At 56.1% G+C, this 20749-nt stretch carries 18 protein-coding genes and 1 pseudogene; 13 read left to right on the top strand and 6 right to left on the bottom strand.

The features are described 5' to 3' along the window. Window positions 1-840: 840 nt before the first annotated feature. From ACZYTD_RS11955 to ACZYTD_RS11970, 4 genes and pseudogenes are all read left to right on the top strand, one after another. Window positions 841-1149 (top strand): annotated as a pseudogene (locus tag ACZYTD_RS11955) (transposase); the annotation flags it as partial. A 172-nt stretch (window positions 1150-1321) separates the two neighbouring features. After that, window positions 1322-1576 (top strand): type II toxin-antitoxin system Phd/YefM family antitoxin, encoded by a 255-nt coding sequence (locus tag ACZYTD_RS11960; RefSeq protein WP_463892298.1) that lies wholly within the window; start codon window positions 1322-1324, stop codon window positions 1574-1576. Next, complete coding sequence (locus ACZYTD_RS11965) at window positions 1569-1835, top strand: Txe/YoeB family addiction module toxin (RefSeq protein ID WP_463892300.1); 267 nt, start codon at window positions 1569-1571, stop codon at window positions 1833-1835. Before ACZYTD_RS11960 ends, ACZYTD_RS11965 begins: the two co-directional genes overlap by 8 nt. Window positions 1836-2055: 220 nt before the next feature. Further along, window positions 2056-2523, top strand: a complete 468-nt coding sequence (locus ACZYTD_RS11970; protein WP_463892301.1) for a 2TM domain-containing protein — start codon at window positions 2056-2058, stop codon at window positions 2521-2523. Between the two features lie 165 nt (window positions 2524-2688). On the opposite strand, the gene ACZYTD_RS11975 is transcribed toward ACZYTD_RS11970, so the two are convergent. From ACZYTD_RS11975 to hrpA, 3 genes are all read right to left on the bottom strand, one after another. Further along, window positions 2689-3024, bottom strand: a complete 336-nt coding sequence (locus ACZYTD_RS11975) for a chaperone modulator CbpM (protein WP_463892302.1) — start codon at window positions 3022-3024, stop codon at window positions 2689-2691. Next, entirely contained in the window at window positions 3021-3968 is a 948-nt protein-coding gene (locus ACZYTD_RS11980; protein WP_463892303.1) for a DnaJ C-terminal domain-containing protein, read from the bottom strand. Before ACZYTD_RS11980 ends, ACZYTD_RS11975 begins: the two co-directional genes overlap by 4 nt. A gap of 357 nt (window positions 3969-4325) precedes the next feature. Continuing rightward, window positions 4326-8207: an ATP-dependent RNA helicase HrpA gene (gene hrpA, locus ACZYTD_RS11985; protein ID WP_463892305.1), complete on the bottom strand. Its 3882-nt coding sequence runs from the start codon at window positions 8205-8207 to the stop codon at window positions 4326-4328. 240 nt (window positions 8208-8447) lie between these two features. Between hrpA and ACZYTD_RS11990 the strand changes: the two genes are divergently transcribed. After that, window positions 8448-8780 (top strand): type VI secretion system PAAR protein, encoded by a 333-nt coding sequence (locus ACZYTD_RS11990; protein ID WP_463892306.1) that lies wholly within the window; start codon window positions 8448-8450, stop codon window positions 8778-8780. A gap of 436 nt (window positions 8781-9216) precedes the next feature. Here ACZYTD_RS11990 and ACZYTD_RS11995 read toward each other — a convergent pair whose 3' ends face one another. Beyond that, window positions 9217-9444 (bottom strand): hypothetical protein, encoded by a 228-nt coding sequence (locus ACZYTD_RS11995; protein WP_463892308.1) that lies wholly within the window; start codon window positions 9442-9444, stop codon window positions 9217-9219. A 162-nt stretch (window positions 9445-9606) separates the two neighbouring features. On the opposite strand from ACZYTD_RS11995, the gene ACZYTD_RS12000 reads away from it, so the two are divergent. The 3 genes from ACZYTD_RS12000 (at window position 9607) to ACZYTD_RS12010 (ending at window position 11530) form a co-directional block, all read left to right on the top strand. After that, window positions 9607-10776, top strand: coding sequence for a DUF6183 family protein (locus tag ACZYTD_RS12000; protein WP_463892309.1), 1170 nt, complete (start codon window positions 9607-9609; stop codon window positions 10774-10776). Between the two features lie 167 nt (window positions 10777-10943). After that, the gene (locus ACZYTD_RS12005) at window positions 10944-11237 is read left to right on the top strand and encodes a hypothetical protein (RefSeq protein WP_463892310.1); all 294 of its coding nucleotides are present in this window, start codon (window positions 10944-10946) and stop codon (window positions 11235-11237) included. 23 nt (window positions 11238-11260) lie between these two features. Then, complete coding sequence (locus ACZYTD_RS12010) at window positions 11261-11530, top strand: hypothetical protein (RefSeq protein ID WP_463892312.1); 270 nt, start codon at window positions 11261-11263, stop codon at window positions 11528-11530. A gap of 134 nt (window positions 11531-11664) precedes the next feature. Here ACZYTD_RS12010 and ACZYTD_RS12015 read toward each other — a convergent pair whose 3' ends face one another. After that, window positions 11665-12267, bottom strand: coding sequence for a GNAT family N-acetyltransferase (locus ACZYTD_RS12015; RefSeq protein WP_463892313.1), 603 nt, complete (start codon window positions 12265-12267; stop codon window positions 11665-11667). 286 nt (window positions 12268-12553) lie between these two features. Here ACZYTD_RS12015 and ACZYTD_RS12020 point away from each other — a divergent pair, with 286 nt between their 5' ends. Both ACZYTD_RS12020 and ACZYTD_RS12025 read left to right on the top strand, forming a co-directional pair. Next, window positions 12554-13609 (top strand): efflux RND transporter periplasmic adaptor subunit, encoded by a 1056-nt coding sequence (locus tag ACZYTD_RS12020; RefSeq protein ID WP_463892315.1) that lies wholly within the window; start codon window positions 12554-12556, stop codon window positions 13607-13609. Next, entirely contained in the window at window positions 13599-16901 is a 3303-nt protein-coding gene (locus ACZYTD_RS12025; protein WP_463892316.1) for an efflux RND transporter permease subunit, read from the top strand. The genes ACZYTD_RS12020 and ACZYTD_RS12025 overlap by 11 nt, the downstream gene beginning before the upstream one ends. Window positions 16902-16993: 92 nt before the next feature. Here the strand turns inward: ACZYTD_RS12025 and ACZYTD_RS12030 are convergent, their stop codons facing one another. After that, window positions 16994-17479: an EF-hand domain-containing protein gene (locus ACZYTD_RS12030; protein ID WP_463892318.1), complete on the bottom strand. Its 486-nt coding sequence runs from the start codon at window positions 17477-17479 to the stop codon at window positions 16994-16996. Window positions 17480-17756: 277 nt separating this feature from the next. Here ACZYTD_RS12030 and ACZYTD_RS12035 point away from each other — a divergent pair, with 277 nt between their 5' ends. The 3 genes from ACZYTD_RS12035 (at window position 17757) to ACZYTD_RS12045 (ending at window position 20712) form a co-directional block, all read left to right on the top strand. Beyond that, the gene (locus tag ACZYTD_RS12035; protein WP_463892320.1) at window positions 17757-18803 is read left to right on the top strand and encodes an ABC transporter substrate-binding protein; all 1047 of its coding nucleotides are present in this window, start codon (window positions 17757-17759) and stop codon (window positions 18801-18803) included. A gap of 165 nt (window positions 18804-18968) precedes the next feature. Further along, on the top strand, window positions 18969-19886 hold the full coding sequence (locus ACZYTD_RS12040) for an ABC transporter permease (protein ID WP_463892322.1): 918 nt from the start codon (window positions 18969-18971) through the stop codon (window positions 19884-19886). A 25-nt stretch (window positions 19887-19911) separates the two neighbouring features. After that, window positions 19912-20712: an ABC transporter permease gene (locus tag ACZYTD_RS12045; RefSeq protein WP_463892324.1), complete on the top strand. Its 801-nt coding sequence runs from the start codon at window positions 19912-19914 to the stop codon at window positions 20710-20712. Window positions 20713-20749 lie beyond the last annotated feature (37 nt).

The raw sequence follows: 20749 nt of genomic DNA on the forward strand, positions 1-20749 counted from the left end.
GTGCGTGTTGCCAGTGATTAGTGGTTCCAGGGCAAGAGCAGCTTGTAGTTGGCCACAGAGAAATGGCTTGGTGTTAGAGAACCGTCATCCTCTGCTGGCGTGAACTTTGGCTCAGCACTTCGTCAGTAACATCTTGGTGACTTCGTTCTGGCCAACCTTGAGCATCGGCCTCAACGCCCTCGCCTTCTCTGTTCCAACGAGTTGGTCAGCAACATCGGCACCGGTGCCTGTTCTTTGTCCCAACCCGTTGGGTTTGAGAGCCAGCCTTAGCGTCTCTTTCTTCTTGGCGCTGTTCTGGTTCTGCAAGCTATCAGGCTGTTTTCGCTGTCGCCCAAGCGGCTGGCGTAGTTGGCCCCGGTTCAGCGCACAACAAATATTTCAACGGGACGCGCATAAAAGCCGCGCTCCCGTTAACTAAGACGTTGTGCGTGTTGCCAGTGTTGAGTGGTTCCAGGGCAAGAGCAGCCAGTAGTTGGCCACAGAGAAATGGCCAAGTGTTAGAGAACCGTCATCATCTTGTGGCGTGAACTTAGGCTCACCACGTTGTCAGCAACATCTTGGTGGCTTCGTTCTGGCCAACCTGGCTCATCGGCCTCGGCGCCCTCGCCTTCTCTGTTCCAACGAGTTGGCTAACAACATCGGCACCAGTGCTTGTTCTTTGTTCCAACTCGTTGGGGTTGAACGCCAGCCTTAGCGCCTCTTTCTTCTTGGCGCTGTTCTGGTTCTGTGGGCCATCAGACTGGTTTCGTTGTTGCTCAAGCGCCTGGCGTAGTTAGCAGCAGTTCTGGCACAACAAAAATTTCAATCGGACTGGCCTTAAGCTGCCGGTTTATCAACACACTGCTAAAGAACAAGGGTATCAAGGCCACCATTCCGCCGCGAAAAAATGCCGCCTTATGGGAAGAAGGCCATCCACGAAACGAAGCGGTTGAGGCACTCAAAGCCGGTGAATTGGCCGAATGGAAAAAGCAGTCCGGGTATCATCAGCGTTCGAAAGCGGAAACGGCGATGTATCGTTACAAACAGCTGATTAGTCCCAAACTGAGCCTGAGAAACCACAATGCCCAAGTCGGTGAAATGCTGGCTGGAGTAAAGGTATTGAACAAAGTCATCGGACTAGGAATGCCTGTCCGGCAGCCACTAAACTAAGCCAGGAAAAGCCGCAGGGGAACTGCTGTTTGGTGGCTGAATTGATCAACAACGCCGGGCCGGTATATAAATGTTACCTGTAGTCATGACCTACCCACATGCCCAGTATCTTGTACAGGTGATCCCGAACTGCTATACTTGTACCACTTAACGAACATGTAAGGGGGGTCGTATGAACATAGTGTCGTTCACAGAGGCAAGAAACAATCTCAAAAGTGTTTTAGATCAAGTGGTTAATGATGCTGATTGTACCGTCATCACACGTCGGGATTCAGAAGATGCCGTTGTCATGTCACTCGACTATTACAACAGCCTCATGGAAACAGTCCATCTTCTGAAATCACCGGCTAATGCAGCTCATTTATCTAGATCCATCGAGCAATATCGTCAGGGTAAGAGCCAAACCAGGGAACTGCTTGATGAGTAGACTGCTCACATGGACCGATGATGCTTGGTCAGATTATCTCTATTGGCAAACCCAAGATAAGAAAACACTAAAGCGTATCAACAAGATCATCGAAGATGTAAAGAGGGCTCCATTTGACGGCATTGGCAAACCAGAACCATTAAAGATGAATCTATCTGGGTTTTGGTCTCGCAGAATTGATGATACCAATCGCCTAGTCTATGCCGTTGACGACAGCGCCATAACGATAATTTCATGCCGCTACCACTACGAGTCATAGTCCGGTTATGCTGGTAACAAATAAATTAACTTCGCGCCTGGCCTTCGGCCCTACGCGGGCCGGTTATATAAACGTTATGAAAAATTATGCATCATAATCAATATTCGCGCGTAACTGATTGATTTTATTTGGATGTCATATCAATGTCAGCTAAATGTCGTAACACATTCACTCCATCTTGTGGAAAATCCCCTCGAACACCGAAAGCAAAGGGATAACAATGATCGTTCGTAAACTTAGGCTCCAACGCAATTGGTCTCAGGAACAATTAGCCCAAATCAGTGGACTCAGCATTCGTACCATTCAACGAATAGAACGAGGGCAGACTCCTGGACTTGAATCATTGAGATCACTCGCCGCTGTTTTTGATGTTCATATGGATAAACTTCAAATGGAGAACATTATGACTCAAGAAACTGAAATAGAAAAAACCGAGCTACGAGCTATTGAACAGGTTCGAGACATCAAAGGCTTTTATTCGCACGCCATAAAATACATTGTTGTAATAACGTTGCTCTTCATCATCAATTTAGCCACAGACCGTAACTACATCTGGGCGTGGTGGCCAATGCTTGGTTGGGGGTTAGGGCTTTTATCTCACGGGCTGAATGTTTTTGAAGTTTTTAACTTCTTCAGTCCCGCATGGGAAAAACGTCAAGTAGAAAAGCGTCTTGGCCGAAAAATATAGCAGCACATAACAAATAGTTTATGTTGTTCGCTTCGCTCACTGGGACGCCGCAAGCGGCGCCCCATAACTAAAATTTTGTACGTGTTGCCGGTGATGAGTGGTTCCAGGACAAGAGGCGCGGGTTGTTGGCCACAGGAGCCCAGCAGGGTTGGTTAGGCGATACCGCTATTCATCTTTTAGGTAAATCGTCGGCACCCTGGCCTGTAACTCGCGCAATTGGCTTTCCAGCTCGCGGATCCGCACCAGCAGCAGATGGGCCAGGGGAAGCGCATTGGCATCCAGGTCAAAATCATCCCGTAACCGGCAGACGCTGCGCACTGTCACCACATGATGGCCGGCAAACGTCCAGGGAGTGGCCTGCGGATGGATGGGGAGCAGCGCACAGCTCTCCACCAGTGCCTCCAGCTCGGCCGCCGAGAGGCCCGAGAGCGCCACCAACTCCTCAAACGAGAGCTCGACCTGCTCGTCCAACAAAAAATCTTCTGACAGCTGCAGTCTCATTGTGCCGACTCCTGAGTAAGGTGACTACGCGGGTTGAAACTTGAGCCCTGTGCCAATTGCCGGAACAGGGCTTGCTCTTGCTCGCTGAGCACGGGCGGGATCACTATCTGCACCAGAGCAAAGAGATCGCCCGGCTCGCCGACCCGTTTTGGCAAACCATGTTTGGCGATGCGCAACTGCTGCCCGGACGAGGTACCTGCAGGTACCTTCAGACGAACCATCCCCGCCAGGGTTGGCACTGCTATGGTGGCTCCCAGCGCAGCCTCCCAGGGGCAGAGCGGTAAGTCCAGGTAGAGATCATGCTCCTTGACGCGAAAGATGGGGTGGGGACGGAGCACAATATGCAGGTAGAGATCGCCGTTGCGACCACCGTGGATCCCCCGCCCCCCTTTGCCCGCCAGACGCAACTTCTGACCATCCGTCGCCCCCTGGGGCACCCGCGCCTTGAAGGTTTGCTGCACACTGTGCATGCGGCCATCCGTCCCCAGCTCGGGCGCCGAAAAACTCAGATCAATCAAGGTGCCGCTATAGGCCTCGGCCAGGGAGAGTGTCGCCGTCACCTCATAATCCTGCCCTGGGATGGGCGTCATGGCGCCTTGCGTGGCCCCCCGTTGCCTGCGGGCCGAGAGCGAGGCAAAGAGATCGGCCAAATCGATATCATTAAACGAGAACGCCTCCCCGCCGAACTGCTGCTCCCAGGCTGGCGGCGGCTCAAACTCCTGACCCGAAGGGTGCTGTCCCAGCTGATCGTAGGCCGCCCGCTTCTGGGGATCTTTTAGCGTCTTGTAGGCTTCGGCTATCTCCTTGAATTTGCTCTCCCCCTTGGGATCGGTCGAGATATCCGGGTGAAATTGATGGGCCAGCTTGCGATAGGCCTTCTTGATCTCATCGGTAGTGGCATCATGCCCTATGCCAAGAACCTGATAGTAATCTTTATATTTCATCGGCTTGCGTTCCTGGATGACGGCGACATGGTGCCTGGGGCAAGTAGCAGGGCAAGCGGCGCCGCCATGCCGGAGGGTGAACTAGCTCTAGTAACTCTAGTGCTATTTGGCAGTGACACATAGCAAACCCGCTCAGAAGTCGGCCATGCTCCACAGGCAGAAGTGCCTGGCTGGGTATTAGCAATAACACAAGAGCAGGCCAGGGAATGAATAAAATATCAATAAATTCAAATAGATACAAAATACCCAATAAAATCAACATGATATATGTCGTTGATTTTATTTGGTATTTATATTCGTATTCTGGGAAACGCGCGGTGTAACTGAGGCTGGCAAGGGGAGTGGCCTCCCCTGCCCTTAGATCTTCACGCCGTGAATGGCTTGCAGGACCCGCTTATCCGAGATGGGATACGGGGTGCCGAGGTTCTGGGCGAAGAAGCTGACGCGCAGCTCCTCTAACATCCAGCGGATCTCGCGTACCTCGGCGGGAATGGGCTGGCCCTTGGGGAGCTTGTTTTTAAGCTGCTGGTACTCCTGCTCCACCGACTGCACCTTGAGCATATAGAGGCGGTCGCGGTTGGGATCGGTGGGGATCTTCTCCAGCCGCCGCTCTATGGCGCGCAGGTAGCGCAGCAGATCCGGCAGGTGCTGATGGCCGGTGTCGGCCACAAAGCCCCGGTAGATAAGGCGCTCCAGCTGGGCCTGGATATCCGAGTGGGCGTAGGCCAACTCCAGAGTCACCCGCCCTTTGAGCTGCTTCTTGATGCCGTGGGCGGCGGTGAGGATCTGCTCCACCAGCTTGGCGATCTCCACCACAGTGTCGTTGAGATCGGCGCGGATACGCTCCTTCATCACCTCGAACTCGTCACTGCTCCACTTGGGCGCCCCCTGCGCCGTCATTAGCTGATCGCAACCGCAGGCGATACAGTCATCAATCAGGTCCGCCACCTTGCCGAAGGGGTTGAAGTAGAGGCCGAGCTTGGCCTTGTTGGGCAGCTTCTCCTGCAGGTATTTGATGGGGTTGGGAACATTGAGCAGCACCAGCCGCCGCTGCCCGGCCCACATGGCCTGCTGCTGGGCGAGCTCAGAGTCAAAGAGCTGGATGGCCACCGAATCCTTATTATCGACTATGGCCGGATAGGCCTTCATCTCGAAGCCACCACGCTTCTGGCTGTACTCCTTGGGCAGCGGGCCAAAGCTCCAGATGGTCAGGCCGCTTTGCTCTATGTCGCTGTCGGCCACCTGGCTTAGGGTCTCCTGCACCTTGCCCTGCAACTGGAGTTTCAGCTCGGTCAGATCCTTGCTCTCGGCAATCTTCTTGCCCTTGTCATCCACCACCCGGAAGCTGATCTTCAGATGCTCGGGCACGGCGGCCAGATCCCAGCTCTCGCGGGGAATGGTGACGCCGCTCATGCGCTTGAGCTGCTTTTCCAGGGCATCGAGCAGCGGGCCTGCATCTGGGCTCAAGGCTTGATTGAGTGCCGTGGCATAGTTGGGCGCCGGCACAAAGTTCTTGCGCAGGTTCTTGGGCAGCGCCTTGATCAGCGCAACCAGCAGATCGTGGCGCAGGCCGGGGATCTGCCAGTCAAAGCCCACCGGCTCTATCTGGTTCAAAATGGGCAGCGGAATATGTACCGTCACCCCGTCGGCATCGGTGCCGGGCTCGAACTGGTAGGAGAGCCTGAGCTTGATACGGCCTTGGTGCCAGAAGTTGGGGTAATCCAGCTCGCTGATATGGCTGGCATCGCCCTTCATCAGCATCTCGCGCTCGAAGTTGAGCAACTCCGGCTCGCTCTGAGCGGCCTTTTTCCACCAGCTATCAAAATGACGACCGGTCACCACATCGTGGGGGATGCGGGCATCGTAGAAGGCAAAGAGGGTCTCGTCATCCACCAGAATATCGCGGCGACGGGACTTGTGCTCCAGCTCCTCCACCTCGGCCAGCAGGGCGCGGTTTTGCTTGAAGAAGGCGTGACGGGTCTCGAAATCCCCCTCCACCAGGGCGCGGCGGATAAAGAGCTCGCGACAGAGCGCCGGATCGATCTGGCTGTACTGCACCTCGCGCTCCGGCACTATGGTCAGGCCATAGAGGGTCACCTTTTCGCTGGCGAGCACGGCCCCGGCCTTCTTCGACCAGCGCGGATCCGAGTAGGAGCGTTTGATCAGGTGCCCGGCCAAAGGCTCAATCCACTCAGGCTGGATGCGCGCGGCGGTGCGGGCAAAGAGGCGCGAGGTTTCGGTAAGCTCGGCGGCCATCACCCACTTGGGCGGCTTCTTGAAGAGCCCCGAGCCCGGAAAGAGCATGAAGCGGGCGTTGCGCGCGCCGATAAACTCCTGCTTCTCGCCATCTTTCGTGCCGATATGGCTAAGCAGGCCGCACAGCAGCGCCTTATGGATGGATTGGGGCTCGCTTGCTGCTTCGTTATGCAGCAGCCCCAGCTCGCGGGTGGCCTGGCGCACCTGATAGTGGATGTCCTGCCACTCACGGACGCGCAGGTAGGAGAGATACTCCTGCTGGCAGCGTTTGCGAAACTGGTTCTGGCTGTCCTCCTTCTGGGCACTCTGCAGGTAGTTCCAGAGATTCAAAAAGGCGATAAAGTCCGAGTCCTTATCCTCGAAACGGCGGTGCTGCTCGTCGCTGGCCTGCTTCTTCTCCATGGGGCGCTCGCGCGGATCCTGGATGGAGAGCGCCGAAGTGATGATGAGGATCTCCTCCAGGGCACCGAACTTGGGCGCCTCGAGCACCATACGCGCCAGACGCGGATCCAGCGGAATACGCGCCAGCTGTTTGCCCAGCGCTGTCAGCCTTAGCTCGCTGCCAGCACGGGTGGCATCCAGGGCACCCAGCTCCTCCAGTAGACGCACACCATCGCTGATCTGGCGGCTATCCGGCGGCTCCACAAAGGGGAAGCTGGCCATATCGCCCAGACCTAAGGAGAGCATCTGCAAGATGACCGAGGCGAGATTGGTGCGCAAGATTTCCGGATCGGTAAACTCGGGGCGCCCCATAAAATCTGCCTCGTCATAGAGACGAATACAGATCCCCGGTGCCACCCGACCACAGCGCCCCTTGCGCTGGTTGGCGCTGGCCTGGGAGATGGGCTCGATGGGCAGCCGCTGTACCTTGGTGCGCGCCGAGTAACGACTGATACGCGCCGTCCCCGGATCGATCACATAGCGAATGCCCGGCACGGTGAGCGAGGTTTCCGCCACGTTGGTGGCCAGCACAATGCGCCGTCCGGCATGGGGACTGAAGACCCGGTTCTGCTCGGCGTTCGACAAGCGCGAGTAGAGCGGCAAAATTTCGGTATCGCGGATATTGCGCTTGCGCAGGGCATCGGCGGTATCGCGAATTTCCCGCTCGCCGTTCATAAAGATGAGGATATCCCCCAGTCCTTCACAGCAGAGCTCGTCCACCGCATCGAAGATCCCCTGCAGCGGATCCTTCTGCTCACTCCCCTCCACCAAGGGTCGGTAGCGGGTCTCCACCGGATAGGTGCGCCCGGAGACCTCTATGATGGGCGCCTTGCCAAAGTGCTTGGCAAACCGCTCGGGGTCTATGGTGGCCGAGGTGATGATCACCTTTAAATCGGGCCGCTTGGGCAGCAGCTGTTTGAGGTAGCCCAGGATAAAGTCAATATTGAGGCTGCGCTCGTGGGCCTCGTCTATGATGAGGGTGTCATACTGGCTCAGATAGCGGTCGCTCTGGATCTCGGCCAGCAGAATGCCGTCTGTCATCAGCTTCACATAGGAGTCGCTGCTGACCTGATCGTTAAAGCGCACCTTGTAACCCACCGCCGTGCCCAGCTCGCACTTGAGCTCCTCGGCAATACGGGTCGCCACACTGCGGGCCGCCAGACGCCGTGGCTGGGTATGGCCAATCAGCCCCTGAATGCCGCGCCCTACCTCCAGACAGATCTTCGGCAGCTGGGTGGTCTTACCCGAGCCGGTCTCGCCGGCCACTATCACCACCTGATGGGCGGCAATGGCGGCGGCGATATCCTCCTTTTTCTGGCTGACCGGCAGATCGGCCGGGTATTCGAGCTTGGGCACCCTTCCTGCCCGCTCATCGGCCCGCAACTGGGCCGCCGCTATCTCCAGCGCTATGGTTTCCAGAATTGGCTGGCGCTTGGCCTCCGGCACCTTCTCTACGCCACGCAGCCGACGGGCAAGGCGCTGGCGATCCATGGCGAGACAACTTTTTAAGGAAGAGTGCAGTTGGGGGATGGATAAAGACACGAGAAGACTCCACAAAACTCATTGATGCCAGAAGAGGAAAAAGCGGCATCCAGACGGGGCGATATCCTAGCAGGGATCGGGCTGTGACGCAGCATCCATGCTTTTCAAGGCATCGTTTTGAAGCCAGGCTCCCCGAGCCCCCCGGTGTCAGAAAATCCGGAGGCTAAAAATGACAATTGCACAGCGTAATGACAGACGACACTATTTCGAGTCTCTTTTTAACACTCGGGTAGCGGAAAAATGTCAAAAAAAGCGGCGGTGCTTGGCGATATAGGAACAGATCACCACGGTTTTCCTCCTACGCCTATCATCGTTGGTTCGGCCAATATCTATATTGATGGCAAACCAGCTGCAAGGGTTGGTGATCCGTTAGCGCCACATTCTAAACCTAAGCATCCACCTCACCCCAGAAACATAGCTACCGGCTCATGTAGCGTGTTTTTCAATGGCTTGCCTGCTGCATTGACGGGCAGTGAGATTGATTGTGGTGGCGTGATTATCGGTAGCAGCTCGGTAACCATAGGTGAAAAAGTATGCTTCATGGAAGAAATAAATATATTGTCCTTTTTTTAGTTGGCGTGTTCTCGGTGTTTTTTTTCCTGCTATTCGAAGAGGTTGGTCGTTTAATTTATATGAAGTTTTTCATTCCAACATCCCGAGGGAGAGCGTTGTATTATGCAATTTGGATTTTCAGCATATATCTAGCTCCTGCAGGATTATTGCTTAGTTGCTTTTTTAATTTAAAATTTCAATCGAACCTCATATTCTTCATGGGGTTTTGTTCTGCAGTCATCTATACATTTAGAGATAATCCTCTTTGGGCAACACTATTGCTGCTCTCTTATTTGCTAGCTATCTTACTGGCATTAATTTTGAAATGGATTGCGAATAGGTTATTTGGTCTTTCCAATCACTGTTGTTGAGTTGAAAAGTTTTCCTTTCCTTCTGTGCATGACCCGCTAAGGTACCAGCTGTCTCTTATGTACATTTCTGGACGTTTCCGATGCCCTTATGCCTGCAGCGAATTCAGGGCCAGCATCAGGGTCATGGGATGATGAGGTGATACCACAAAACCGTAGTGCTCATAAAAAGCTCGGGCCTGTTCGTTAAGCGCATGAGCCAGCAAGGCGCGGATCCCGACGTTCTGGGCAACATGGATGCTGCGGTTAACCGCGTCCTGCAACATGCCCGCCCCTAGCTTGATGCCCTGCACCCGACGATCAGGCATGATAGCCAAACGCCCTGCTGATCACGCCAAGCCACTATCCTATTTCTCTTTTTTGTTAACCCTGAGAAGCAAATGGATTTTCATCTGAAGCCACGGCGAGTAGCATGGAGATCACTTTTTGCCAGCTGTCAGAACCGGCAACGTCAAACCATACTTCCAAGTGAGAAATATATGACTGTGATTGAGTATGTATCGATATTAGAGAAAGAAAGCCAGGAACTGAGTGCTCTATCAGGCAAACTGAGTGAGATTGAGTTATTTAAACAGATTTGCTTCCGCAGTTCCTATCCCCTTTTTTGGGAGCTATGCAAGCAGTATGGGTTGGATTTTGTTCTTGAATTAAAAGCTGAACTTGTCAAACAGCATAATATTGACAAATTCAATCAATACACGGTTAATTTATCAAGTGAAACACTAAGTGATATCCCAACCTGTTATCCTGCAGTTCCAGGAAGAAAAACCATCGACTACCTTATCGAAAAAAACAATGGTAAGCACCCAGAAATGGGCGTCATCGGAATGCTGTCTCAATACCAGAGCCTGGATGCAATAGAATATGCATTTACCAGACTGAATAGCATCCCGGGCTCTGAGGATTTTTTGTCGACTCTGCTAGCTGAAGTAATACTCAGGCAACATATAGCCGACAACATCAATTTTAAAAAGCACTTCGAAAGACACCTGGAAGATAAATGGCTAAAGTCACTACCGATTAAACTGCTTGCTGCAGAAAATTCATTCCCGATAGTTACATACTCTTACAGCGGGGGCTGTGGTTACAATAAAGTTCACTTTGACGATATCCTGAGCAAGGAAATTGAGATTGACATACGACATGCCTCTGCAACGGAAGAAATCGTCAACGCCCAAGCGTTCGGCTTTGCGGTGCAGGATTGGATAAGCTCCTCCAATGGACATAGCATTGAAAAAATATATCAATTAGAAAGTCCAGAGCAAGACGACGTAAGCCTATTGGCCTCAGTATTAAAAAGCATGAATCAAAGCTTTGAAGAGGAGTGTGACAGTTACAGAGTAAAACAATTAAGCCCTTGTGATACCATTGCCATTCTTGGGCAAGCATCTGCCTTTGGTGGCGCATATTCACGAATTATGCCATTTAAGCAGGCAAGGCTTGAAACCTGGAAAACATATTCAGCACTTACAGGAAAAACAATAAACTTCCTTGTTGAAAATGACAGAAAGGATATTCCAGACGTCTCTATATATCTTGTCTCGCCAGAAAATGATTGGTTTTGGCAGTTGGCATGGGACCTGTTTATTATTGTGATTGACAGATCAGCGAACCTTGCAAGAGTACTTGCCGCAACAGATACAGATTAAAGAAATAAATCCATACTCGTAGGCGACAGCCGACAAAACTATGTACCTGTCGAGCATTCATCCTGTTAGCTGCAGCCTAGAACCATGAGCGACACCAATACTACAATCTTAAAAACTTGGGGAGCCGTTACAGGTTTATGGATTCTGATAACTATTGCGAGCAAAATATGTCTAGTGAAAAATCAGCTACCTATCAGGCTTGGGCGGATAGTGACGGCATATTATTTACCACGTTGGAAGGTGTCGCCTGGCATAAGGAGAGAGGCTTATTATCTGCAGAGGCTACACTGCTGCACGAAGTGATTGCCGATACGCCGGAAGAAGCCAGTGCCGTGCATCATATCAAGATGGGCTGGGCTCCCTATAAGCCCATGGGTGAAGCCGCCCCCTGCCCTCAATGTGGCGCTTATTTTTATCCCGAGAGCAGTGGTATTTGCCCCAATTGCGGCCCTATCTGTTAACCGCTAGGTAAAAAAGAACACGCATGCCTAAGCAATCGCTTGAGTCGAGAATTAATGAACATCAGAAATACCGTCGGCAGTGTCAGGTAAGAATTCGCTCGGGAACAAGGCTGCTTCTGATCTGCCTGATTCCGGGACTCTTGCTGCTGCTCTATAAGGCAGCACTCTGGAAATGGGTGCTGATTGTGCTGGTGATTATCGGCGGCCCCACCCTGCTGGAGGTGTGGGGCTATCGCAAACACCATAAGGCGCTGGCTAAGCTGACCAAGCAGCGCCAAGGCATCAGTGAATAGCGAAGCTTGTCTGAAGGGATGACAGAAACCAGGGGGAAACAGTAAAACACGAATAGATTACACCAGTAAAATCAATATGCTATATCTTATTGATTTTACTGGGCATTTTTATATCTATTTGATTTTATTGGTAATTATAACCAGCGGATCATATCGTCGTTGAGCACCCCTTGCGGCCACTCGAAGCTATCCAGACGATGGAAACCGTGGCGCAAGTAAAAGTGCACGGCCCGGCGGTTGGCATCCTGCACTCCGCCCATCAGGACCACGGCCTGGCGTCCCAACTCCCGGCACAGATGCACTCCCTGTTTAACCAGCGGTGTACCGAGCCCCTGGGACTGCCACCCTTCGGCCACGACCGGGGCCAGGCTGACACACAGCGCTGGATCGTACTCTATGCCGTAGTGCGCAAATCGCGCCACCTCATGGGGGGCTAACCCCATCTGCAAGATGAGATAACCCAGCACCTCCTCTCCGGGCCCGCTCTTATCCAGCAGTAGCAGACGCAGCACCTGGCTTGGATCCAGTTCATCCACCAGCTGCTGGCCATCCTGCCACTCCAGGCCATGAGGGGCAAAAAAACCGCGGGTATCACTGGATAGTGAGCTCAAGAAGCGGGAGAACCGCTCCCCATCCCGAGGGCGCAGCGGGCGGATGAGCCGCAGACGGCCATGGGAGTCGGCAAACCAGGCTTCGGCGAAGGGGTTGTGGGTCAGATCGGCAAAAGAGAGCGACATAATGAGCCTCCAGATAAATAGTTAGCCTCGACATCACTGGCCTAGGAGGCAGGAGCAAGCCGCGGACAATATTTCAAGCCTAGATGATGGCAGCCTGGGCCGATGAGGAATGGATCGCGTTTTGCCACTCTCCGGGCATAGCCACACACTTCACGCAGCCTCTGCTAGCAATTCCGTGTCATTTCCCATCTTTATCCCTAGACTCAAATTACCCCAGCCTCAAAACAGGCTTGCTTCATCTCACCAAATGCCTATATTAGAATCATCTAATTTAAGGAGAGCTGCTATGTTTCATCGAACTTCTGCTCCACATCCCCTTACGCTCGGGATCCTCTGGCTTATTGCATCCTTCTGTGGCCCGCTAGGCGCGGCAGAAGCCCCGGCCTCGCTACTGACTATCCAGAGCCAAGCCCGGAGCGACTGGTTCGAGATGGATGCCCGCATCGAGCCGCAAGATCAAGGTTCGGTCGCCGCCCAGACCGCTGGGCGCGTCAGCCAGATCACCGTAGATGTCAACGATGTCGTCCCCGCAGGACAGCTGCTGATCGAGATCACCAACACCTCGCAGAGTGCCGGCTTGGATCAGGCCAAGGCGGCACTGCAAGCCGCCGAGTCACAACAACGGGACAGCGAGCGCCAACTGGCCCGCATGAGCGCCCTGGTGGCCAAGGGCACAGTCTCCCGTCGGGAATACGATAGCGCCAAAACCCAGAGCGATGCCGCCAACAGCGCCGTCGATCAGGCCAAGGCGGCACTGGTGCAGGCCAAAGAAAACCTGGGCTATACCCGCATCCTGGCCCCCTATGCCGGTATCGTCTCTGCCCGTCACGTCTCATTAGGCGAAACCGTTAACCCAGGCCAGCCCCTGCTCTCGGGTTATGCCTTCGAGAAGATGCGCCTGGTGGCCGAGTTACCCGCCCGCTATGTCAATGTGATACAGCCGCAGACCGCGTTGCGGGCCACCCTGCCGGACGGCCAAACGCTAACCCTGAGCCAACATCAGCTGTTTCAATTCAGCGACCCCAATAGCCACACCTATACCCTGCGCGCCCTGCTTCCCCCCCAGAGTCAACCGCTCTGGCATGCCGGGGGCTGGGCCAAGCTGGCGCTGCCTCTGCCACCACGCCAGGTGATCGCCATACCGGAAGGCGCCGTGTTGCGGCAAAGCGAACTCTCGGCCGTCTATCTCAAACAGGCTGAGGGTTATGTGCTGCGCCAGGTGCGGTTGGGGCGTCATGATGAGGGGAGCGTGGAAGTGCTGGCCGGCCTGCAGGAGGGCGAGCAGATCGCCGCCGATGCCTATGCCATCCTGAAGCAGCAAGGAGGCCACTATGCGCCCTGAGCCAGTTTCGACCTCTGAGCATTCTGCGCCGTTGGGCATTGCCGGCCGCCTGGCGCGGCAGTTTCTCCACTCCCCGCTGACCCCGCTGTTTGCCATAGTCGGCCTGCTGCTGGGGTTGGCCGCCGTGCTGGTCACCCCCAAGGAGGAGGAGCCGCAGATCGAGGTCACCTTCGCCGATATCTTCATCCCCTTCCCCGGCGCCACGCCGCAGGAGGTGGAGCAATTGGTGACCACACCGGCCGAGCAGGTGATCTCCGAACTGGGCGATATCGACACCCTCTACTCCTTTTCACAACCTGGTGGCGCCCTGCTGATCGTCGCCTTCAAGGTGGGCAAACCGCGCCAACAAGCCCTGGTGGATCTCTATAACCAACTGATGTCCAACCGGGACTGGCTGCCCGCCAATCTGGGGGTGGGTGAGCCACTCATCAAACCCCGCGCCATAGATGATGTGCCTGTGCTGGCCTTGACTCTGTGGAGCAAACAGGCCAGTACCACGGCCGAGCAGCTGACACAGATAGCCCATGGCCTGGAGACAGAGCTAAAACGCGTACCCGGCACCCGGCAGATCCAGACCCTGGGGCGACATGACAGCCTGGTGAATGTGATCCTGGATCCCGTGCGCCTCAACGCCTTTGGCGTGGATTGGCCAACTATCACTCAGGCACTGCAAGGCGCAAACCAACAGCAAGCGCCCCTGAGCCTGACCCAGGAGAACCGGCAGATCACCCTGCAGGTGGGGGATTTCTTGAGCTCGTCCCGCGAGGTGGGCGATCTCATCATCGCCAGCCATCAGGGCAAGCCTGTCTATCTGGCCGATGTGGCGACCATTAGCGATGGGGGCGATATCCCCAAGGCCAATGTCTGGATGAGTCAACAGGGACAGATCTATCCGGCCGTGACCCTGACAGTCGCCAAGCAACCTGGCGTCAATGCGGTGGAGCTGAACCAGGCTCTGCAACAGCGCATCAATCAGGTGAAGAACATACTGATCCCCGATGGCGTCGAGCTCAGCTTAAGCCGGGATTACGGCCAGACCGCCAGCGAGAAGGCCAATACCCTGATCGCCAAGCTCATCTTCGCCACCACGGCTGTGGTGTTGCTGGTGTGGCTCAGTATGGGGTGGCGAGAAGCCCTGGTGGTCGGCGCCGCCATTGTGCTAACACTGGCGCTGACCCTGTTTGCCTCCTGGGCCTGGGGCTTCACCCTCAATCGTATCTCACTCTTTGCGCTCATCTTCTCCATCGGCATTCTGGTGGATGATGCCATAGTGGTGGTGGAGAACATCCACCGTCAGCAGGCCAAGGGGGCCCACTGGCGTGAGGCCATACCCCAGGCGGTCGATGAGGTGGGCGGCCCGACCATACTGGCCACCTTGACGGTGATCGCTGCCCTGCTGCCCATGGCCTTTGTCAGCGGCATGATGGGCCCCTATATGAGCCCCATCCCCATCAACGCCAGCTCCGGCATGCTCATCTCGTTGGCGGTAGCCTTTATCGTCACCCCTTGGCTCGCGTTCCATCTGCTGCGCAGCCCTCACCAGACCAACCCGACACACCCTGACAGCCACCCGGGCCAGCACGCATGGGAACAAAAGGCCGCACAATGGCTGGGGCGGTTTCTGCAAGGCCCGGGGGCCCAAAAGGCGCGGCGTAAATTGGGGCTGACGGTAGCACTGCTGTTACTGATCGCCGTGGCGCTGCCCCTGACCGAACGGGTCGTGCTCAAGATGCTGCCCTTTGACAACAAGTCCGAGTTTCAGGTGATGGTGGACTTGCCGGAAGGGACGCCGCTGGAGCAGAGCCAGGCGCTGTTGCAGCAACTGGCCCAGGAGGTGGAGAAACTACCGGAGGTGACCTCGGTGCAGATCTACGCTGGCACCTCGGCGCCCACCAATTTTAACGGTCTGGTCCGTCACTATTTCCTGCGTGCTAGCCCTGAGCTGGGCGATCTGCAAGTCAATCTCCAGGGTAAGCATGAACGCCACCGTACCAGCCACGCTATCGCCCGTGAGGCTCGCCAGCGCCTCACCCCGCTGGCCGATGCCGTCGGCGCCAGGATCAAAATAGTGGAGATACCGCCCGGGCCTCCAGTCTGGTCCCCCCTGCTGGCCGAAGTCTACGGCCCGACCCAGACCCTGCGCGAGCAGGCCGCCAGCCAACTGGAGCAGATCTTCCAAAACACAGCCGATATAGTCGATATCGATCTGGATGTTCCCGGAGCTCAGGCGCAATGGCGGGTGCATATCGATCGGGAGCGGGCCATGCGACTGGGGATCAGTGAAACGGCGATCCGCAACACGCTGGCTGCCGCCATAGGCGGGCAGGATGTAACCCAGTTGCACCATGCGGGGGTTGAAGGGCTGGGGCAGAAGTATGCCAAACCGGTTCGTCTGCAGGTGAGCGAGGCCGACAAGGTCAATCTGCAAGGGGTACTGAGCCTGACGCTGCCCTCGGCCGAGGGGCGGGCGATTCCACTGGGTGAGCTGGTGCAGATAGAGCAAGGTGTGCAGCCGCACTCCATCATGCACAAAAACCAGCAGCCTATCGTGATGGTCACCGCCGATATGGCGGGCAAACTCGATAGCCCGCTCTACGGTATGGCGGAGATTGCCAGCACACTGCGCACCCAGCACCCCGAGTGGTCACAGACGTTGATCTCGGCACCCGATGGTCTCGCCGGTGTGGGTATCAAGTGGGATGGTGAGTGGAAGATCACCTACGAAACCTTCCGCGACATGGGGCTGGCTTACTCTGTGGGCTTGCTGCTGATTTACTTTCTGGTGGTGGCCCAGTTCAGATCCTATCTGGTGCCGCTCATCATAATGGTGCCCATCCCGCTCACGCTGGTCGGTGTCATGCCGGGCCATGCTCTGCTGGGGGCGCCGTTTACCGCCACCTCCATGATCGGCATGATAGCCTTGGCCGGTATCATAGTGCGCAACTCCATCCTGTTGGTGGACTTTATCAACCAGCAAAGGGCGGCTGGCGTCGAGCTGGCCACGGCCGTGATGGAAGCCGGGAAGGTGCGGGCCAAGCCCATCATACTGACGGCGCTGGCCGCCATGATAGGTGCCCTGTTTATCCTCGATGATCCCATCTTCAGTGGCCTGGCCATCAGCCTGTTGTTTGGACTGTTTGCCTCGACTCTGCTGACCCTGATCGTCATTCCTGTGCTCTATTACCTCTACCTGCAAGCACAGGCGCGCACATTAACCACAGAGTCAAAGCCAGATCTGGCCACACCTTTGACCTCAGAGCCCGCCGCCGAGCGTCCGGAGGGCGATCTGTAGTTGCTCTCCCTCCCTGTTTGAAGGATAAAACAAGGCCCCGCAGTGCGGGGCCTTGCTGTTAAAGCACATCACTCGCCGTGGATGCGGAGACGTTAATCACCCGGTTGCGCCGTGGCAAACTCTTCCGAGTTCAGGGTGCCGTTGCCATTCTTGTCGTACAGCTTGATCCAGGCCGCCGTTGACCCATCGATCTGATGGCGAGGCATGGGCGCCAGCTCCTGCGCACTCAATACCCCATCCTGATCAACATCCAGTTGGCTAAAACGGCCTTGATGCTGGGCCATGCGATGGGTATTAAACTCGGCCTCACTGATCTTGCCGTCATTATCCGAGTCCATCATCTGCATGCCCCACCCCTGGCCGTTGCCATAGGGGCCATTCATCATGCCCACACCTTGTTGATTCTGGCCCTTGGGGCCAGCTTGCCCCATCATGCCGCGGCCGTAGCCACCACAGTAGCTAGTGAACTCCTGGGGTGTCAGATAGCCATCCTTATCCTGATCCAGTGAGCCGAAGTTGACGGCTGGACCCTGTGCTAGAGCCAAACCGGCGATCATCGCCAGGAGCAGTCCAGCCATTCCTCTGCCTGTTTTCATAGGTCACCTCATTACATTTGTTTATGTGTGCCTAGCGTGAGTATGGTCTACCGTTGTGACAAAAACGCGCCAACTAGCCACGCAATTGTAACCAGATGCAACAAGCAGCCTGGCTTGGCCACGTACACCACCTGGTCACCCATCCGTAATGAAAGCGTCACCTAAACGTAATGAGACAGCACGGATAATCCCCTCAGGTAGCCAATGCCGCCATAGACCTTAATTCGGCTCTACGACCAGCCAGCCCAAGGAGATCACCATGAAGCACTTCACGCACTGTCTGACCACAGGCGCCCTCCTCTTCGCCCTGCACGGAGAGGCAGCCGATCTCGCCCCCCTGAATAAGGCCGCGCAGGCTGAGGGGGAAGTCAACAGCATCGGCATGCCCGATAGCTGGGCAAACTGGAAGGATACCTGGGCCGATCTGGGCCGTCTGTATGGCATCAAGCATATGGATACCGACATGAGTTCGGCCGAAGAGATCGCCAAATTCGCCGCCGAGAAAGAAAATGCCACGGCCGATATCGGCGATGTGGGGCACGCATTTGGCCCTATCGCCGTGCAAAAGGGGGTGACCCAAGCCTACAAACCCAGCCACTGGGATGAGATCCCCAACTGGGCCAAGGATCCGGAAGGGCATTGGATGCTGGCCTACACCGGCACCATAGCCTTCATGGTTAACAAGGATCTGGTCGCCAATCCACCCAAGAGCTGGGCCGATCTGCGCAGCGGCAAGTACAAAGTCACCCTGGGCAACGTGGGTGTCGCCTCGCAGGCCAATAATGGTGTGCTGGCGGCGGCCATAGCTGGGGGCGGTGATGAGAAGAACCTGGATCCCGCCTTTAACCTCTTTGCCGACCTGGCCAAACAGGGCCGACTCTCCCTTGCCGATCCGACCCTGGCCTACATCGAAAAAGGCGAAGTGGAAGTGGCCGTGTTGTGGGACTTCAATGCCCTGAACTACCGGGACAAGATCGATGCCAAACGCTTCAGCGTGGTGATCCCCGCCGATGGTTCAGTGATCTCCGGCTACACCACCCTCATCAACAAGTATGCCAAGCACCCCAATGCCGCCAAGCTGGCTCGGGAATATATTCTGAGTGATGCCGGACAAATCAACCTGGCCAAGGGCTATGCCCGCCCCATACGCCCCAGCGTGACATTGCCCGCCGACGTGGAAGCCAAGCTGATCCCGGCCGCCCAATATGCCTCCGCCAAGCCGATCAAAGACTTTGCCGCCTGGACAGCCGCCGCCAAGACCCTGCCCCGTCTGTGGCAGGAAAAAGTCATGATCCACCAGCAGTAACCACCAAGCCAGAGCAGGCCTAACCCCTCATCCTGGATGGCCTTGCCTGGCGGGTAGCCCGTGGAAACATGGGCTACCCCGCTGGCAAAAGAGCCCACTGAACTCCAGCAGGCGATCTGACACCTAACCCATCCCAGGGACTAGACCCCTTCGAGTGAATGCCCATTGAGTGATGAAGCACTGCTACTCCCCGCAAAATTCCAGCGGGTGGCACACCAGACACCCCATCCTGGCCAACAACGCCAGCTGCTGCGCCGAGTGCGCCATGCCGTTCCTGCGCTTTGGCTGCTCCCTCTGCTGCTGATCCTGGGGATATTTACCTTTGCCCCCCTGGGCTGGATCCTGCACAGTGCACTGGCTACGGAGCAGGGTTGGTCGCTGAGTCGTTTTCACGAGATCCTCGCCTCGCCCTTCTATCGTCAGGCCTTCGGCAACAGCCTCTATCTCGCCATCGGCTCATCACTGGCAGGCCTGCTGCTGGCGACGCTGGGGGCGGCCTCGTTGCGCCGAGTCGGCGGGCCACTGCGCAACTGGGTGGTGGCCCTCACCAACATGACCAGCAACATGGCCGGCGTCCCCCTGGCGTTTGCCTTTATCGTTATCCTCGGCACCAATGGCGCCATCACCCTGCTACTGCGGCAGGGTCTAGGCATAAGCGGCTTCAACCTCTACTCCATGCAGGGGCTGCTGCTTATCTACACCTACTTCCAGATCCCGTTGGCCCTGCTGCTGCTCTATCCGGCGTTTGACAATCTCAACGACGACTGGCGCGCTGCCGCCGCCCTGCTGGGGGCCTCCCCCGCGCGTTATGTGTGGCATGTGGCTCTGCCCGTGCTGGCGCCGGCCCTGCTCGGCACCTTTATCCTGCTGTTTGCCAACAGCATGGGGGCCTATGCCAGTGCCTATGCCCTCACCTCGGGTAATTTCAATCTGCTGACTGTGCGTATTGCCAGCCTGGTGGCGGGCGATCTGTTTCTGGAGCCGGAAACGGCCGCCGCGCTGTCGGTATTGCTGATGGGGCTGTTGGCTCTCATCGCCTGGGCCAATCAACTGCTGCTAAAGAGGGTAACGCATGGCCGCTGACTCCAGTTCGCCTCGCTTGGCGTCCATGGCTCGACGATCGCATTCGAGCCGTTGCTGGCATGTTGCGAACTATCATAGGCTGGTGGTCGCCACGCTGCTGACCCTCTTGCTGCTACCCATTCTGGCCACGCTGCTTTACTCGCTCTCCAGCCGTTGGGGCGCCACCATACTGCCCGATGGCATCACCCTGAACTGGTATCTGCAACTGTGGAGTGAACCACGATTTCTGGCGGCCTTCGCCCGCTCACTGCTGCTGTGTATCGGCACTCTGCTGCTGGCGATACTGGTCGTGGTGCCAGCGGCCTTCGTGGTCTTTTACTACTACCCCAAGCTGGATCGCTGGATGAACCTGTTGATCCTGCTGCCCTTTGCCATGCCTCCCGTGGTCAGCAGTGTCGGCCTGCTCAGCCTGTATGCCGATGGGCCGCTACCACTGATCGGCACCCCCTGGGTGCTGCTGGGTTGTTACTTTACCCTCATCTTGCCCTTCCTCTACCGAGCCCTGGCCAACCGGCTGCAGAGTCTGGAGTTGCACGCGCTGATGGAGGCGGCCCAACTGCTGGGGGCCTCGGCACCCCGTGCCTTTATCTGCGTGGTGTTACCCGCTCTGCGCAAGAGTCTGTTTGCCTCGCTGTTTCTCTCCTTCTCGTTTTTGATGGGGGAATTTGTCTTTGCCAATCTGCTGGTGGGCACCCGTTTCGAGACCCTGCAGATCTATCTCTACAACATGCGCTCGACCAGCGGCCACTACACCAGTGCTGTGGTGATGAGCTATTTCCTGATCACCTTGATCCTCACCTGGCTCGCCACCCGTTTTAATCGCTAGCCATCTCTATAGCTAGCCAGTAGCCATCCTAACCAAG

Source organism: Pseudaeromonas sp. HNCC25DJ180 (assembly GCF_055413345.1).